The sequence below is a fragment of the Pseudarthrobacter sp. 902506025 genome (assembly GCF_040702325.1).
Lineage (GTDB): Bacteria > Actinomycetota > Actinomycetes > Actinomycetales > Micrococcaceae > Arthrobacter.
On record NZ_JBFBKW010000009.1, the window covers coordinates 24407 to 38903 of the forward strand.

Annotated in this window: 16 protein-coding genes, 1 tRNA gene and 1 other RNA gene; 12 read left to right on the plus strand and 6 right to left on the minus strand. The window is 65.8% G+C overall.

What is annotated here, in order from left to right; genetic code table 11:
* Positions 1–5 precede the first annotated feature (5 nt).
* The 3 genes from AB0280_RS15665 (at position 6) to AB0280_RS15675 (ending at position 1492) form a co-directional block, all read left to right on the plus strand.
* Entirely contained in the window at positions 6–926 is a 921-nt protein-coding gene (locus AB0280_RS15665) for an NAD-dependent protein deacetylase (protein ID WP_224026384.1), read from the plus strand.
* A gap of 97 nt (positions 927–1023) precedes the next feature.
* A tRNA-Val gene (locus tag AB0280_RS15670) sits at positions 1024–1099 on the plus strand.
* 102 nt (positions 1100–1201) lie between these two features.
* Positions 1202–1492, plus strand: coding sequence for a hypothetical protein (locus tag AB0280_RS15675; RefSeq protein ID WP_159631757.1), 291 nt, complete (start codon positions 1202–1204; stop codon positions 1490–1492).
* 163 nt (positions 1493–1655) lie between these two features.
* Here the strand turns inward: AB0280_RS15675 and AB0280_RS15680 are convergent, their stop codons facing one another.
* A complete protein-coding gene (locus AB0280_RS15680; RefSeq protein ID WP_159631758.1) occupies positions 1656–2381 on the minus strand; it encodes a FadR/GntR family transcriptional regulator in 726 nt (241 codons plus the stop codon).
* A gap of 232 nt (positions 2382–2613) precedes the next feature.
* On the opposite strand from AB0280_RS15680, the gene gndA reads away from it, so the two are divergent.
* Positions 2614–4050 (plus strand): NADP-dependent phosphogluconate dehydrogenase, encoded by a 1437-nt coding sequence (gene gndA / locus AB0280_RS15685; RefSeq protein WP_224026383.1) that lies wholly within the window; start codon positions 2614–2616, stop codon positions 4048–4050.
* Positions 4051–4185: 135 nt separating this feature from the next.
* On the plus strand, positions 4186–5019 hold the full coding sequence (locus AB0280_RS15690) for an oxidoreductase (protein WP_224026382.1): 834 nt from the start codon (positions 4186–4188) through the stop codon (positions 5017–5019).
* Between the two features lie 32 nt (positions 5020–5051).
* Here the strand turns inward: AB0280_RS15690 and epsC are convergent, their stop codons facing one another.
* The 3 genes from epsC to msrA form a co-directional block, all read right to left on the minus strand.
* Positions 5052–5636, minus strand: coding sequence for a serine O-acetyltransferase EpsC (gene epsC / locus AB0280_RS15695; RefSeq protein WP_159631761.1), 585 nt, complete (start codon positions 5634–5636; stop codon positions 5052–5054).
* Positions 5637–5675: 39 nt separating this feature from the next.
* Complete coding sequence (cysK, locus tag AB0280_RS15700) at positions 5676–6611, minus strand: cysteine synthase A (RefSeq protein WP_159631762.1); 936 nt, start codon at positions 6609–6611, stop codon at positions 5676–5678.
* 65 nt (positions 6612–6676) lie between these two features.
* Positions 6677–7201, minus strand: coding sequence for a peptide-methionine (S)-S-oxide reductase MsrA (gene msrA / locus AB0280_RS15705; protein ID WP_224026381.1), 525 nt, complete (start codon positions 7199–7201; stop codon positions 6677–6679).
* A 100-nt stretch (positions 7202–7301) separates the two neighbouring features.
* On the opposite strand from msrA, the gene AB0280_RS15710 reads away from it, so the two are divergent.
* Both AB0280_RS15710 and AB0280_RS15715 read left to right on the plus strand, forming a co-directional pair.
* Positions 7302–8225, plus strand: coding sequence for a Nif3-like dinuclear metal center hexameric protein (locus AB0280_RS15710; RefSeq protein WP_201302414.1), 924 nt, complete (start codon positions 7302–7304; stop codon positions 8223–8225).
* 61 nt (positions 8226–8286) lie between these two features.
* Positions 8287–9024: a zinc ribbon domain-containing protein gene (locus AB0280_RS15715; protein ID WP_159631764.1), complete on the plus strand. Its 738-nt coding sequence runs from the start codon at positions 8287–8289 to the stop codon at positions 9022–9024.
* A gap of 27 nt (positions 9025–9051) precedes the next feature.
* On the opposite strand, the gene AB0280_RS15720 is transcribed toward AB0280_RS15715, so the two are convergent.
* Positions 9052–9816, minus strand: a complete 765-nt coding sequence (locus tag AB0280_RS15720; protein ID WP_224026379.1) for a YaaA family protein — start codon at positions 9814–9816, stop codon at positions 9052–9054.
* Positions 9817–9874: 58 nt separating this feature from the next.
* Between AB0280_RS15720 and rnpB the strand changes: the two genes are divergently transcribed.
* The 5 genes from rnpB (at position 9875) to AB0280_RS15745 (ending at position 13799) form a co-directional block, all read left to right on the plus strand.
* An RNA gene (gene rnpB / locus AB0280_RS15725) (RNase P RNA component class A) lies at positions 9875–10262 on the plus strand.
* 44 nt (positions 10263–10306) lie between these two features.
* The gene (locus AB0280_RS15730) at positions 10307–10840 is read left to right on the plus strand and encodes a TspO/MBR family protein (protein WP_201302415.1); all 534 of its coding nucleotides are present in this window, start codon (positions 10307–10309) and stop codon (positions 10838–10840) included.
* A 271-nt stretch (positions 10841–11111) separates the two neighbouring features.
* The gene (locus AB0280_RS15735) at positions 11112–12590 is read left to right on the plus strand and encodes a glyceraldehyde-3-phosphate dehydrogenase (protein ID WP_366367749.1); all 1479 of its coding nucleotides are present in this window, start codon (positions 11112–11114) and stop codon (positions 12588–12590) included.
* Positions 12591–12665: 75 nt separating this feature from the next.
* A complete protein-coding gene (locus AB0280_RS15740) occupies positions 12666–12875 on the plus strand; it encodes a hypothetical protein (protein WP_159631767.1) in 210 nt (69 codons plus the stop codon).
* 126 nt (positions 12876–13001) lie between these two features.
* Positions 13002–13799, plus strand: a complete 798-nt coding sequence (locus AB0280_RS15745; protein WP_224026378.1) for an HNH endonuclease family protein — start codon at positions 13002–13004, stop codon at positions 13797–13799.
* A 51-nt stretch (positions 13800–13850) separates the two neighbouring features.
* Here AB0280_RS15745 and def read toward each other — a convergent pair whose 3' ends face one another.
* Positions 13851–14423, minus strand: coding sequence for a peptide deformylase (gene def, locus AB0280_RS15750; protein WP_224026377.1), 573 nt, complete (start codon positions 14421–14423; stop codon positions 13851–13853).
* Positions 14424–14497 lie beyond the last annotated feature (74 nt).

Below are 14497 nucleotides of genomic sequence, written 5' to 3' on the forward strand. Positions count from 1 at the left end.
GCAGCATGGCTGGGGAACGGCGGGGGACGGGCCTTACCGGCTTCGCCAGCATGCCGCCGGTAGCCCCGGCCCCGCCTTCCGGCAATGACCTCCACGTTCTGGCACGGATCCGGGACCTTCTCGCGGGCGCCCCCTTCGCCCTGTTGACGGGTGCCGGCCTCAGTACCGACTCCGGCATTCCGGATTACCGCGGTCCGGATTCGCCGCCCCGTTCGCCCATGACGTATCAGGAATTCGTCCGGGACGCGGCCAACCGGCAGCGGTACTGGGCCAGGAACCACATCGGCTGGTCCCACATGCGGCATGCAGACCCGAACCAGGGCCACTATTCCGCCGCGGCGCTGGAGCGGCGCGGATACCTCACCGGGCTGATAACCCAGAACGTCGACCGCCTGCACCAGGACGCCGGCAGCGCCAACGTGGTGGATCTCCACGGAAGGTATGACCAGGTGGTTTGCCTGGACTGCCGGCGCACATACTCCCGTCGCCTGCTGGCCGGTGTGTTTGAGGAACTCAACCCCGGCTTCCTGGAGCGGGCAGCGGCCGGCGGACTCGTGGAAATGGCCCCCGACGCTGACGCCACCGTGGAGGACCAGGCCCTCATCAGCAGCTTTGTGGTGGCGGTGTGTCCCGCCTGCGGCGGTACTCTGAAGCCGGATTTCGTCTACTTCGGCGAGAACGTGCCCAAGGACCGCGTGGAGCGCTCGTACGCAATGGTGGACCAGGCTGCGGCGCTGGTGGTTGCCGGGTCGTCGCTGACTGTCATGAGCGGCCTGCGGTTCGTCAGGCACGCCGCCAAGGAATCCAAGCCCGTCGTCATCATCAACCGGGGCGCCACCCGTGGCGATGACAAGGCAACCATCAAGCTGGAAACCGGTGTCAGCCAGGCACTGGATTACCTCGCCGCAGAACTTCCTTCGCTGTAGGCGGGACACTTCTTCCATGGATTCGCGTTTCCGGCCCACAGTCGGGTAGAGTCTATGTTCGTTGGTTACGGCGGAACGGCCGGAAACCACGCGATTTGGGTCTTTAGCTCAGCTGGTAGAGCGCCACGTTTACACCGTGGATGTCATCGGTTCGATCCCGGTAGGACCCACCAGCAAAACCCCCGTTGCCCCCGCCTGATGGCGGAGGCAGCGGGGTTTTTTTGTTGTGCCGCCCTCCCGGCGCCATTGTCAGTGCCTTGCCATAGCTTGCAGGAATGGAACACGTCATAGTGCACACAGACAGCGATGGAATGCCGACGGCGGTGCTGAGCCGGGGAAGGGAATGGGCTGTTGGTGCCGAGCCGGTGAGGTGGTTCGAGCGCGTCAACTGGTGGGAGACCAGCCGCCGGATGCCCAAAGGCAGCAGCGGTGTGGACGTCGAAGTCCTGCAGGTGCAGGTCAGGCTGGGAAACAACTCCAGGTCGGCCCTGACCACCATGTATCTTCAGCGGGACGGGCTGGGCGGCGGCTGGCGGCTGAGGGAACCGGTGGCCGGCGCAGCGTAGGAGGTCAGGCTCCGCGCCTTTGTCCGGGCATTGGAAAACCCTCCACCGCGACTATTGGGGGATGCCGCGGTGGAGGGCCTGGGATGAATATACCGTGAACTCCCGGAAACAAAAAGTCACATGTCGCGGGTATTACACGTTTCTTCCCGGTTCCCGCTGATGCTTACTGCCGAACAGGAATAAAGACCCGCGGCTGTTCCGTCCAGGTATCGGCCATTTGGGACATCGTGCGCCGCATGATCCGGTCCGAGGCCTCACGCGCGGACACAGCGTCGCCACGGGCGATCGCTTCCGCCACATCCTCATGCCACTGCAGGGCGGCCTGGTGCGGGTGGTCGGGCATCAGTCCGTGGACGGTGCGGCCTGTCAGGGTTTCCGCCACCTGGCCCATAAGGTTGGCGAACATCTCGTTTCCGGAACCGGAGAGCAGGAGCGAATGGAAGCGGATGTCCAGTTCCAGGAACCGGGCCACCTCGCCGTTGTTGCCGGCCTCCCGCATGGCCCGGGCCACGTCCACGAGTTCCATCCGCAGCGCTGCCGGAGCGTTCTGCGCGGCCAGTTCGGCAGCCGCAGGCTCCACTGCTGCCCGCAGTTCGGCAAGGGAGCGCAGCTGGGCGCCGCGTGCATCGCTGGCCAGGCGCCACCGGATGACCTGCGGATCAAAGGGATTCCACCGGCTGGCCGGCAGCACCCGGATACCCACCCGCTTGGTGGTTTCCACCAGGCCCAGGGACTGCAGGACCCGTACCGCTTCCCGGATCACGGACCGGGAAACCTTCAGTTCAACCTCAAGCTGCTCCGCGAGCATGACATGGCCGGCAGGAAGATCCCCCGAGATGATCCGCGTGCCCAGGTTGTCGATGGCACGGTGGTGGAGGCTGCTGGTCATGAAGCTAAGCCTAGTTGTTGGCAGGCGTCCGGAGCTCAGGCAAGCCCACGGCCCAGGACACTGCAAGGCAGCAGCCCTAGACTGGCACCGACACAAAGGGTTCCATGACGCGGACGTTACTTTCGCGTCACCGCCAGAATATATATGCTTTATTCCGACCCCCTGATCTGGCCCGGTGACTTCCCGCCTGCGGAAGCCGGCAGCCGAGGCCACCAATGAATTGGAGTTATTGATGTCTGCACACATCGGTGTCACCGGACTCGCCGTCATGGGCGCCAACCTCGCCCGGAACCTGGCCCGCAACGGCTTCACCGTTGCGCTGCACAACAGGTCCGTGGAGAAGACGGATGCGCTGCTGGAAAAGCACGGCTCGGAGGGTGACTTCGTCCGCACCGAGACCCTGCAGGAACTGGTGGACTCCCTGGAGAAGCCCCGCCGCGTCCTCATCATGGTCAAGGCCGGCAAGCCCGTCGACTCGGTCATCGAACAGCTGGAGCCGCTGCTGGAGCCGGGCGACATCATTATCGACGCCGGCAACTCCCACTACGAGGACACCCGCCGCCGGGAAGCGGCCTTGGCCAAGAAGGACCTGCACTTCGTGGGCGTCGGCGTGTCCGGCGGCGAGGAAGGTGCGCTGAACGGGCCGTCCATCATGCCCGGCGGTTCCAAAGAGTCCTACAAGGCACTTGGCCCGCTGCTGGAAAAGATCTCCGCAAAGGTCGACGGCGAGCCCTGCTGCGCCTGGATCGGCACCGACGGCGCCGGTCACTTCGTCAAAATGGTCCACAACGGCATCGAATACGCCGACATGCAGGTCATCGGCGAGGCTTTCGACCTGCTGCGCTCCGGCGCGGGCATCGAGCCGGCCGAGCAGGCAAAGATCTTCTCCGAGTGGAACCAGGGCGAGCTGTCCTCCTTCCTGATCGAGATCTCGGCCGAAGTGCTGGGCCACGTTGACGCCAAGACCGGCAAGCCGTTCGTGGACGTCGTCGTCGACGCCGCAGGCCAAAAGGGCACCGGCCGCTGGACTGTCATCTCCGCCCTGGAACTGGGCTCGCCGGTGTCGGGGATCGCTGAGTCGGTCTTTGCCCGTGCACTGTCCTCCCAGGCCGCGCAGCGCAAGCTGGGCCAGGAACTGCTGGCCGGCAACGAGGTCACAGTGGAGATCCCGGAGACGTTCGTCGAGGACGTCCGCCAGGCGCTCTACGCCTCCAAGCTGGTCTCCTACGCCCAGGGCCTGGACATGCTCACCTCCGCGGCCAAGGAATACGGCTGGGACCTGAAGCTGGACGAAATCGCGTCCCTGTGGCGCGCTGGTTGCATCATCCGCGCCGAGCTCCTCAAGGACATCACCAAGGCGTACGCCGCCGACGAGAAGCCGGCCAACCTGCTCTTCGCGCCGGCGTTCACCAAGGCCATCGCAGACGCCCTGCCGGCCTGGCGCCGCGTTGTTGCCACCGCCGTCCAGCTCGGCATTCCGGTGCCGGTGTTCTCGTCGTCCCTGGCGTACTACGACGGCCTGCGGCGCAAGCGCGTGGCTGCCGCCCTGATCCAGGGCCAGCGCGACCTGTTCGGCGCCCACACTTACGGCCGCGTCGACGCCGAGGGGACCTTCCACACCCTCTGGGGCGAAGACAAGTCCGAGGTCGAAGCGGTGGACACGCACTAGTCCGCACCGTTTCCGGCCCGGCGGCCGGCGCTACCCGATACTCTGGGGGCGCCGGCCGCTGGTGTTTCCTGCCGGAACGACCGTCGATCCGCGCTGCCTGCCCGTCCCGCCGCACCGTCCCAAGGAGTCCCGCCCATGAGCCAGCCTGTCGTTTTTGTCACCGGCGCGTCCACGGGAATCGGCTTTGAAGCCGCAAAAAAGCTCGCGGCCCACGGTTTCACCGTCTACGCCGGCGCCCGCCGGGTGGAGAAAATGGAACCGCTCAGGGCTGACGGCGTTCGGATCCTGCCGCTGGATGTGACAGACGAGGAGTCCATGGGTGCGGCCGTGGGGGAGGTTCTCGCAGCCCACGGCAGGATCGACGTGCTGGTCAACAACGCCGGGTACGGGTCCTACGGGTCGCTGGAGGAAGTGGAGCTGGCCGAAGGCCGGCGGCAGTTTGAGGTCAACCTTTTCGGGCTGGCCCGGATGACGCAGCTCGTCCTGCCGGCCATGCGCGCCGCCGGCAGGGGCCGGATCATCAATATCTCATCGATCGGCGGAAAGATGTACGAGCCGCTGGGCGCCTGGTACCACGCCACGAAGTTCGCGGTGGAGGGCCTCAGCGATTCGCTCCGGGTGGAGCTCAAGCCGCACGGAATCGACGTGGCCATTATCGAACCGGGCGGTACCCAGTCTGAATGGGGGGCTATCTCCTCCGAGGGCCTGTTGGCCAATTCAGGCACGGGACCTTATGCGGTGCAGGCCAAGGTCGTGGCAGCCGCGCTGGCCTCCACCGACGGCTCGGCAATGTCCTCGCGCCCGGAGGTTATTGCGGAGGCGATTGTCCATGCCGCCACCTCGCCGCGGCCCAAGACCCGGTATCCGGTGGGTAAGGGCGCGCGGGCCATCCTGCTGCTGCGCCGGCTGCTCCCGGACCGTGCCTTCGATGCCGTTCTGTGGGCCATCTACAGGCGTTTCCCCGGTTAGCAACGCAGCGGGCCGGGCCCGAACTGCGTCCGCTAGATCCGGTACTCGATGTCGTATTCGGCCGGATCCACCGCGGGCTTGGTCTCCCGCTGGGCATCCCGGTGCCGCCACTTGGCGGGAACTCCGGTGATGATGGACTCCGGCGGCGCGTCCTTGACCACCACGGCGTTGGCTCCCACGGCACTGTCCCGGCCAATGGTGATGGGCCCCAGGATCTTGGCGCCCGCACCGATGGTCACGCGGTCGCCAATCGTGGGGTGCCGCTTGATCCTGGCCAGCGAACGGCCGCCCAGCGTCACACCGTGATAGATCATCACGTCCTCGCCGATCTCGGCAGTCTCGCCGATCACCACCCCCATGCCGTGGTCGATGAAGAAGCGGCGGCCAATGGTGGCGCCTGGATGGATCTCGATCCCGGTCCAGGACCTGCCCAGCTGCGACAGGAGCCGGGCCGGGAAACGCAGCTCCGGCTTCTGCCACATGCGGTGGGTCAGCCGGTGGATCCAGATGGCATGCAGCCCGGAATAGGCGAAAAAGTTCTCAAAAGAACCTCGAGCCGCCGGGTCGTGGGACCGGGCGGCGTCGAGGTCTTCCTTTAGTCTTGCGAAAAAGCCCACAAAGTTCTTTCTATAGGAATCGGGCGGAGAGCGGACTGATCAGCCGCGGATGTCGTCATAGAGCACGGTGGAGATGTAACGCTCACCGAAGTCGCACACCACGGCCACGATCAGCTTGCCGGCGTTTTCCGGCCGCTTGGCCAGTTCCAGGGCAGCCCAGACGATGGCTCCGGAGGAGATGCCGCCAAGGATGCCCTCCTTGATGCCCAGGTCGCGGGCGACGCGGACCGAATCTTCGAGGGTGGCGTCGATGACCTCATCGTAGACATTGGTGTCCAGCAGTTCCGGGATGAAGTTGGCGCCCAGGCCCTGGATCTTGTGCGGGCCGGGGGCGCCGCCGTTCAGGATGGGGGAGTCCTTGGGTTCCACGGCCACGATCTGCACGCCGGGCTTGCGCTCCTTCAGGACCTGTCCGACGCCGGTGATGGTTCCGCCGGTGCCGATGCCTGCCACGAAGATGTCAACGGCGCCGTCGGTGTCGGCCCAGACCTCTTCTGCCGTGGTCTTGCGGTGGATCTCCGGGTTGGCTTCGTTGGCGAACTGCTGTGCCCAGATGGAGTTCTCGGTGTTGGCCACGATTTCCTGGGCCTTCTCCACGGCGCCGCGCATACCCTCTGATCCCGGAGTCAGCACAATCTCGGCGCCGAAGGCACGCAGCATGACCCGGCGCTCTGTGGACATGGTCTCGGGCATGGTGAGGATGACCTTGTACCCGCGTGCGGCACCCACCATGGCCAGGGCAATGCCCGTGTTGCCGGAGGTGCCTTCAACAATGGTGCCGCCGGGCTTCAGGGCGCCCGACTTTTCCGCGGCGTCGATGATGGCGACACCGATGCGGTCCTTGACGCTGTTGGCCGGGTTGTAGAACTCCAGCTTCACGGCAACGGTGGCGTCCAGCCCTTCGCTGAGCCGGTTCAACCGAACCAGCGGGGTCCCGCCGACCAGCTGCGTTACATCGTCATAGATCCGTGCCATGTACATACGCCTATCTCTAAGGGGTGGATACTGAGGTCAGCCTAACGAGGCCGCGTAACGCCGGGCTAAGCGTTAAGCCATGCAGAGTAATATTTCCTGGCCTTGGCCAGCTTGGGGTTGATGATCACCTGGCAGTACCCCTGTTCCGGGTGCTTTGCGTAGTAATCCTGGTGGAATTCCTCCGCCACGTGGAACCGCGGCAGCCGGCTGACCTCGGTAACGATGGGGTGGGACCACAGGGCCTGGTTGCGGTCGATGGCTTCCTCGAACAGGATCTTTTCCTCGTCGGTTTCGTAGAACATCGAGGAGCGGTACTGGGTGCCGACGTCGTATCCCTGGCGGTTCAGCGTGGTGGGGTCATGCAGGGCGAAGAACATGTCCAGGACCACCTCCGCCGGGATGATGTCCTCATCGAACGTCACCGCCACAACTTCGGCGTGCCCGGTGGTCCCGCTGCAGACCGAGTAGTAGTCCGGGTGGGGGTCGTGCCCGCCGGTGTAGCCGGATACAACGGAGGTGACGCCCCTGGTCTTCTGGTAGACGGCGTCAAGGCACCAGAAGCACCCTCCGCCAAGAACAAAAGTTTTCATGACCTCTTCAATGGTTGACAGCGCCGGAAGATTCCCCGGGTACCCCGGCACAGCGCCGTAAACTGCGGCGGCGGGAAGCCCATGGGGTAAAACTAAGACTATGGAACCTGTGGACACCGACGTTACCGGCCAGGCAGATCACGACGGCGAGGCCTCCTCCGACACGCCGCCCGCGGCCGGTTCCGCGGACGCCCCGACTTTGGCTGAGCTGCTGCTTGCGGTTGAGGAGCTGTGGCCGGAATCCCTGGCGGAGACCTGGGATGAGGTAGGGCTCGTCGCGGGCCACCCGTCCGCCCCCGTCACAAAGGTGATGTTCGCGGTCGATCCCACCCTGGAAGTCATTGAGGAAGCGGTTGAGTGGGGAGCGGAGCTGCTCATCACCCACCACCCCCTGCTGTTGAAGGGCGTCACGTCCGTGGCAGCCACGTCGGCAAAGGGGCGGGCGGTGCACCGGCTTATTGAGTCGGGGACGGCACTGCTGACCGTGCACACCAACGGCGACTCCGCCGTCGGAGGTGTCTCCGATGTCCTGGCTGACGCCCTGGGACTCCAGGACGTCGCCCCGTTGACCGTGGCGGCCAACGGGCTGCCGGAGGAAGGCATCGGGCGCGTGGGCGACCTCGCGGATGCCATGAGCCTGGGCGACTTCGCCGCCCGCGTATTCGGGATCCTTCCCTCCGTGGCCGGGGGAGTGCGTGTTTCCGGCGATAAGGACGGGCTGGTTCGGCGCATCGCGGTGTGCGGCGGTGCCGGCGATTCGTTGTTCAACGAAGTGCGGGCCAGCAATGCCGACGTCTACGTCACCGCCGACCTTCGCCACCACCCGGCGTCGGAGGCGCGCGAGGCCGCCCTCAATGGACGGCCGTACCTGGTGGACGTGTCGCACTTTGCCAGCGAATGGCTGTGGCTGCCTGCCGCCGCCGCGGCCCTGGGCAACGTCCTGTCCGACCAGGGCCATGACGTTGAGATCCTGGTCAGCACCACCAACAGCGATCCGTGGGACTTCATCCTCACTCCCGGCTAGAGTCTAGGAAGCGCCGGTTCGGTGCCCGGCCCCGGCCGGAAGGGATCTAGCGGAGGTAAACGTGGCTAAGGCAGCACCGGCGGAACAGTTGAAGTTGCTCGAACTGCAGGGGCTTGATGCCCGGCTGAAGGGCCTCGCCAACCGCCGCCGCACGCTGGAAAACGATCCCCGGATTAAGGACCTCGAGGCCGCCCTGTCCGTCGCCAACGGTGAACTGGGCGCAGCCAAGGTGGCCGTGCACGACGCCGAGGCCGCGCTGAAGCGGGCAGAGGCCGACGTCGAACAGGTTGCCTCGCGCATCGAACGCGACGAAGCCAGGCTCAACAGCGGCACCGGCCTGTCCAAGGACCTGGTGGCACTTCAAAAGGACATCGCGTCGCTGAACAAGCGGCGCTCGGACCTTGAAGACGTGGAACTGGAAGTCATGGAGCGGCTCGACTCGCTGCGGGAGCGGCAGGCAGCCCAGCAGCAGATCGTCGATGACATCCAGGGGTCCTTTGGAACCATCAGGGCCGAGCTCGATGCGGCCCTGGCCGAAGTGGAAACGGAAGCGGCGGGCCTGCGTGCCCAGCGCGGCGAATTTGCCCAAGGCCTGGACGCGGGCCTGGTGGCGGTCTACGAGAAGACGCTGGCCAAGCGGGGAGTGGGTGCGGCCAGGCTCTTCCACGGAACGTCGGAAGCCTCGGGCATGAAGCTCAGCCCCGGCGACCTCGCCGAGATCAAGGCAGCTGCTGCCGACGACATCGTTTTCTGCCCGGACTCCGGCGCCATCCTGGTCCGTTCGGACGAGTGGTCCTAAGCAGCCCACAGGCACCCTGCCGGGCGGTCAGCCCGGCAGGATGATGTTCAGGGCGTGCGGCTTGCGTGCGGTCCCGGGCACCAGTTCGGCGTCCCACTGTTCGCGGGCAGCTCTCAGGAGGTCCGACGGCGTGGCCGGGGCTTTGCCGCGGCGCACCAGCAGGTGCCGCGCCAGTTCGCCGCGCGTGTGCTTGGCGAAGTGGCTCACTACCTTGCGGACTCCTGCACTCTCGGTGAAGACATTCACGGAGACGGTCTGTTCCGCCGGGGGCGCCCACGCCGCTGCGTACGTGCTGGACCGGCAGTCCACCACAAGGTGTCCCTGGGCTGCTGCGCCCAGGGTGTCGGCAAGCTGCGCCTTCCAGAAGGGAGCCAGCCGGCCGACGTCGGGCAAGGACGTGCCCATGGACAACCGGTAGGCAGGAACGCTGTCGCCAAAGCGCAGGGCCCCCCACAGCGCCGAGATCACCAGGACGGACTCATCGGCCTTCCGGCGCTGAACCGGCGTCAGCGTCCGGTAGCCCAGGGCGTCATACAGGACGCCCGAATAAATGCTGTGCGCCGGCGCCGCCGGTTCGGCATGCAGTCGCGTATTGCGTTCGACGTCGTCCCGCAGGGATGCTCCGACGCCCAGCAGGGCGAGGGCATCCTGATGGGCGCTAACTGTTCCCAGCGCCTCAAGGACCTTGGCGCGGTACGGGTTGAGCTCCGGGAAGCCCAGGGCGGTCCAGTCGACGGCGGGGCCGCGGAGCGCGGGTGTCTTGCCTTCGGAAGGGGGAAGCAGAATCAGCACCGTCCGATCCTACCGGCGGCAAAAGGCGGCCGGCGGCGCCGGTAGACTGGGACCCGGATGGGACAGCCAGACGGCCGCGCGCCACGCAAGTGGCTCGAGGAACGTCCGGGCTCCGCAGGGCAGGGTGGTGGGTAACGCCCACTCGGGGTAACCCGCAGGCCAGTGCCACAGAAAACAGACCGCCTGCATTTCCGGCTCCGGCCGGGGAGGGCAGGTAAGGGTGAAACGGTGGTGTAAGAGACCACCAGCTTCCCGGGTGACCGGGAAGGCTAGGTAAACCCCACCCGGAGCAAGGCCAGACAGGACACGTTCGAGGGCTGCCCGCCCGAGTGTCCGGGTAGGCCGCTGGAGGGTGCCGGCAACGGTACTCGTAGATGGATGGCCGTCGCTCCCTTTCCGGTAACGGCAGGGGAGAACAGAACCCGGCGTATCGGCTGTCCCATCCTTAAACCGCGTTTGACCACGGGCTATGCGTCGGGGATCCTGAACCGTGCCCGTAATTCCTGAAACCCGTCCCGCACCCGCAGCGGGCATTCCCGGCGTCCGTTCACAGGGTGTTGCCCTCGCCGGTTTCCTGGCCCTTTCCGCGCTGGCCTGGGTACTCGCCTCAGTTCCCATCATCCTTAACTCCAACGGCTGGTACGCGGGCTCGCTGAAAGCTCCGTGGATGCCGCCGTCGTGGATGTTCCGCACCACCTGGATGGTGCTCTATGCCGGCGTGGCGGCAGCGGCCTGGCTGGTCTGGCGCAAAGGGCGCCTGTCCGGGGGCACCCTTGCCGGCTATGTGGGGCAACTGCTGCTCAACACTGCGTGGCCGGTGACGTTCTTCGCGATGTATCCCATGCTTGGAGTGGTGGCCCTGTGGGCAGCCTTTGCTGTCATCTGCGCGCTGACCGCAACCCTGGCGTTCCTGATCCTGCGCTTCGGACCGGTGGACGCCACCGCCGGGTACCTGGTGCTGCCGTACTTTTCCTGGCTCGTGTTCTCCGCCAGCCTGAACCTGTACTCTGCCATCCACAACTGAAGGCCGGCAGTCTGCGTTGTGCGGTCCGCCCCGGGCGTGTGAGTGATTTCACGCATCCCGAGCGTGTTCCGTGGACCGTGCCAAATTAGAATGGATTCCGGACGCAGGAGTTCTACCGCCGAAAGTTGCGTCCGCAACCGGCGGTTTTTCTTTGCACGCGATCCAGGCGCCTGGGGACCATCCCCTGCGGGCGCCGGTGCCCCTGGACATCATCAGGTGGCCTACATCTGTGTACGACGACGTACACGGCTGAACCGAGGAAGGTATTTCTGTGAGCCAGACGTCTGATTCTTGTCTTGATACGTGGATGGGCCGGGAGGCCCTCGCCGAGGCCATGATCCCGGTGATCGGCAGGCTGTACCGCGAAAACAACGTGGTGACCAGCATCCACGGCCGGAGCCTGATCAACAAGTCCACCATGAACATCCTCAAGGCGCACCGCTTCGCGCGCCGGATGAGCAAGGACGAACTGCTCCTGGAGGACACGGCGCCCCTGCTGAACACGCTGGCCGGACTCGAACTGGGTGCCGCCGCGATCGACATCGCCCGCCTGAACCAGAAGTTCAAGGAAGAAGGCAACGGCGCCACGCTGGAGGAATTCCTCCGCGAAGAGCTCGCCGAAATCGTGGGCAAGCGGGGCGGCGATGACCGCACCAGCACCGACGTCGTGCTCTATGGCTTTGGCCGCATCGGCCGCCTCCTGGCCCGCGTCCTCATCGAAAAGGCCGGCGGTGGCCACGGCCTGCGCCTGCGGGCCATTGTGGTGCGCCGCGGATCCGACAACGACCTCTCCAAGCGGGCCAGCCTGCTGCGCCGCGACTCCGTCCACGGGTCCTTCGAAGGCACCATCCGGATCGACGAGGCGGCCAACACCATCACTGCCAACGGTGTCCAGATCCAGGTCATCTACTCGAACGACCCCGCCACCATCGACTACACCGCCTACGGCATCAACAACGCCCTGGTGGTGGACAACACCGGCCGCTGGCGCGACGCCGAAGGCCTGTCCCAGCACCTGCAGAGCAAGGGCGTTGCGCGGGTCCTGCTGACCGCGCCGGGCAAGGGTGAATTGAAGAACATCGTCCACGGCATCAACCACCGGGACATCACCGACTCGGACAAGATCGTTTCCGCGGCGTCCTGCACCACCAACGCCATCACCCCGGTCCTGAAGGCCATCAACGACAAGTTCGGCGTGGTCCACGGCCACGTGGAAACCGTCCACTCCTTCACCAACGACCAGAACCTGATCGACAACTTCCACAAGGGCGACCGCCGCGGCCGTTCCGCTGCGCTGAACATGGTCATCACCGAAACCGGTGCCGCCAAGGCAGTGGCGAAGGCCCTGCCCGAACTCCTGGGAAAGCTCACCGGCAGCTCCATCCGCGTCCCCACCCCGGACGTTTCGCTGGCCATCCTGAACCTCACCCTTGAAAACGGCACCACCAAGGACGAGGTCAACAACTACCTGCGTGAAATGTCGCTGCACTCGGACCTGCGCAAGCAGATCGACTACATCGACTCGCCCGAGGTTGTCTCCACCGACTTCGTCGGATCCCGCCGCGCCGGGATCGTGGACGGCCTGGCCACCGTGTCCACGGACAAGAACCTGGTCCTCTACGTCTGGTACGACAACGAGTTCGGCTACAGCTGCCAGGTGGTCCGCGTCATGGAAGAGATGGCAGGCGTGAACCCGCCGTCCTTCCCCGCCAAGGAAAGCGCTGCCGCCTTGGCCGCGATCGCCGTCTAGGCACATCCGCCCGCGTCCTGCGAATTCCCGGCTGATTCTCTGGAATCAGCCGGGAAACGGGACCACACTGGTGGCATGGACAACGAATCGACACTTCAGCACGAAACCACCCTCGAGCACGCACTGGACGTGGCCAAAGCCAACCATAAGGAAGCCGTGCGGCTTCTGGAGCGCGCCCGTGCCGCCCAGAGGACCGGCGACGTCACCGATGAGCGGGTGCGCCAGCTCGAGGACCTGCTGTCCATCGCGGAAGAAGACCTGCGTAGGGTCACCAGGGAACAATAACCCGGCGGCCACCACCGGGCGCTGTGACCCATCACTCGTCCTCAACAGTGTGGATATCAGCGGCCGCCCGCGCCCTGTGTCCTAGGCTCTTGGGGTGCCCGACTTTCCCCTCCCGGCGTCAACCCCGTGACCGTCAGCTGGTCCGCCTACCGCCGCGCACGCCGCCGTTCCCGGCAGGCTTGGGCGCTTCTGGTGACGGCCGCGGTCTCCATCCTTGCCGCACTGTTCTGGTTCTTCACCGCCGGACAGTTCGCGGCAGCCGGGCCCGCCACGGAGGGGCCCACGGAGGCGCCGGTCTTCGACCCCGCCTGGATGAAGCCCGTCCAGGAACCCAACCCGGTGCCGGCCGGCAGCGCCCTCGCAGCCCTTGACGGCCTGGCTGTCAAAGGGCGGGCGCCCAGCACCGACTACAGCCGGGACGCCTTTGGCCAGGCCTGGCTCGATGTGGACCGCAACGGCTGCGACACCCGCAATGACATTCTTCGCCGGGACCTCGCCGATGTTGTGTTCTCGGAGGGTTCCTCCTGCAAGGTGACGTCCGGGCATTTCCGGGAACCCTACACGGGGCAGGATATTGATTTCCGGCGCGGTTCGGACAGCAGCCGCGCGGTCCAGATCGACCACGTCGTCGCCCTGGGTGATGCCTGGCAAAAGGGCGCCCAGCGTTTGGCGCCGAAGGAACGCCAGAGCCTGGCAAACGATCCCCTGAACCTCATCGCGGCGGACGGCGCCGCCAATCAGCAAAAAAGCGCGGGGGACGCCGCTACCTGGCTGCCCAAAAACACGGCAATCCGCTGCCATTACGTGGCCCGGCAGATTTCCGTGAAGGCCGCGTACGGGCTGTGGGTAACGGCAGCGGAAAAGGACGCCATGAAGCGGGTCCTGGCCTCCTGCCCCCAGCAGCAGACCATTACGGCAGGCTGACCGGCATCCGCCGGGCCGGGTCGGTGGCCGGCGGCCCCGTGGCTGAACCGGTCAGTGTCCGAAGGGATCCGGGTCAACGCCGGGCATCCAGGTCAGCCCCGGCACGCCCCAGCCGTTCTTCTTGGCCTGCTTCATGGCCTTGCGGGAATACCGGTCCAACAGCCGGTTGACGTACAGCTTGCCGTCCAGGTGGTCATACTCGTGCTGGATGACCCTGGCAAACCAGCCTGTGGCCTCGAAGCGGACCGGTTCCCCGAACCCGTCAAAGCCCTCCACCCGGGCCCATTCGGCCCGCTTGAGCGGATACTGTTCGCCCGGGAAGGACAGGCAGCCCTCTTCCTCTTCGTCGGGATCGGGAGCAGCACCTGAGACCTTGGACAGGGTCAGGACGGGATTCACCAGGACGCCGGTTGGGGGAGCGCCGTCGTCATTGGCGTACTTGTAAACGAAGATCCGCTTGCCGACGCCGATCTGCGGGGCGGCCAGGCCCACCCCGTTGGCGGCGTCGTTGGTTTCGAACATGTCGGCAATCAGGGTGCGCAGTTCGTCGTCGAAGACCTCCACCTCGGCGGCGCGGCGGTGCAGGACAGGCTCGCCCCAGATGGTGATCGGCAGAACGGTCATATCAGTAGTCCTTCGGCTTCGCGGTGTCCCCGGCTGCAATGCGTGTGCCCGGTGGGGCACGACAAAGGAGGCCG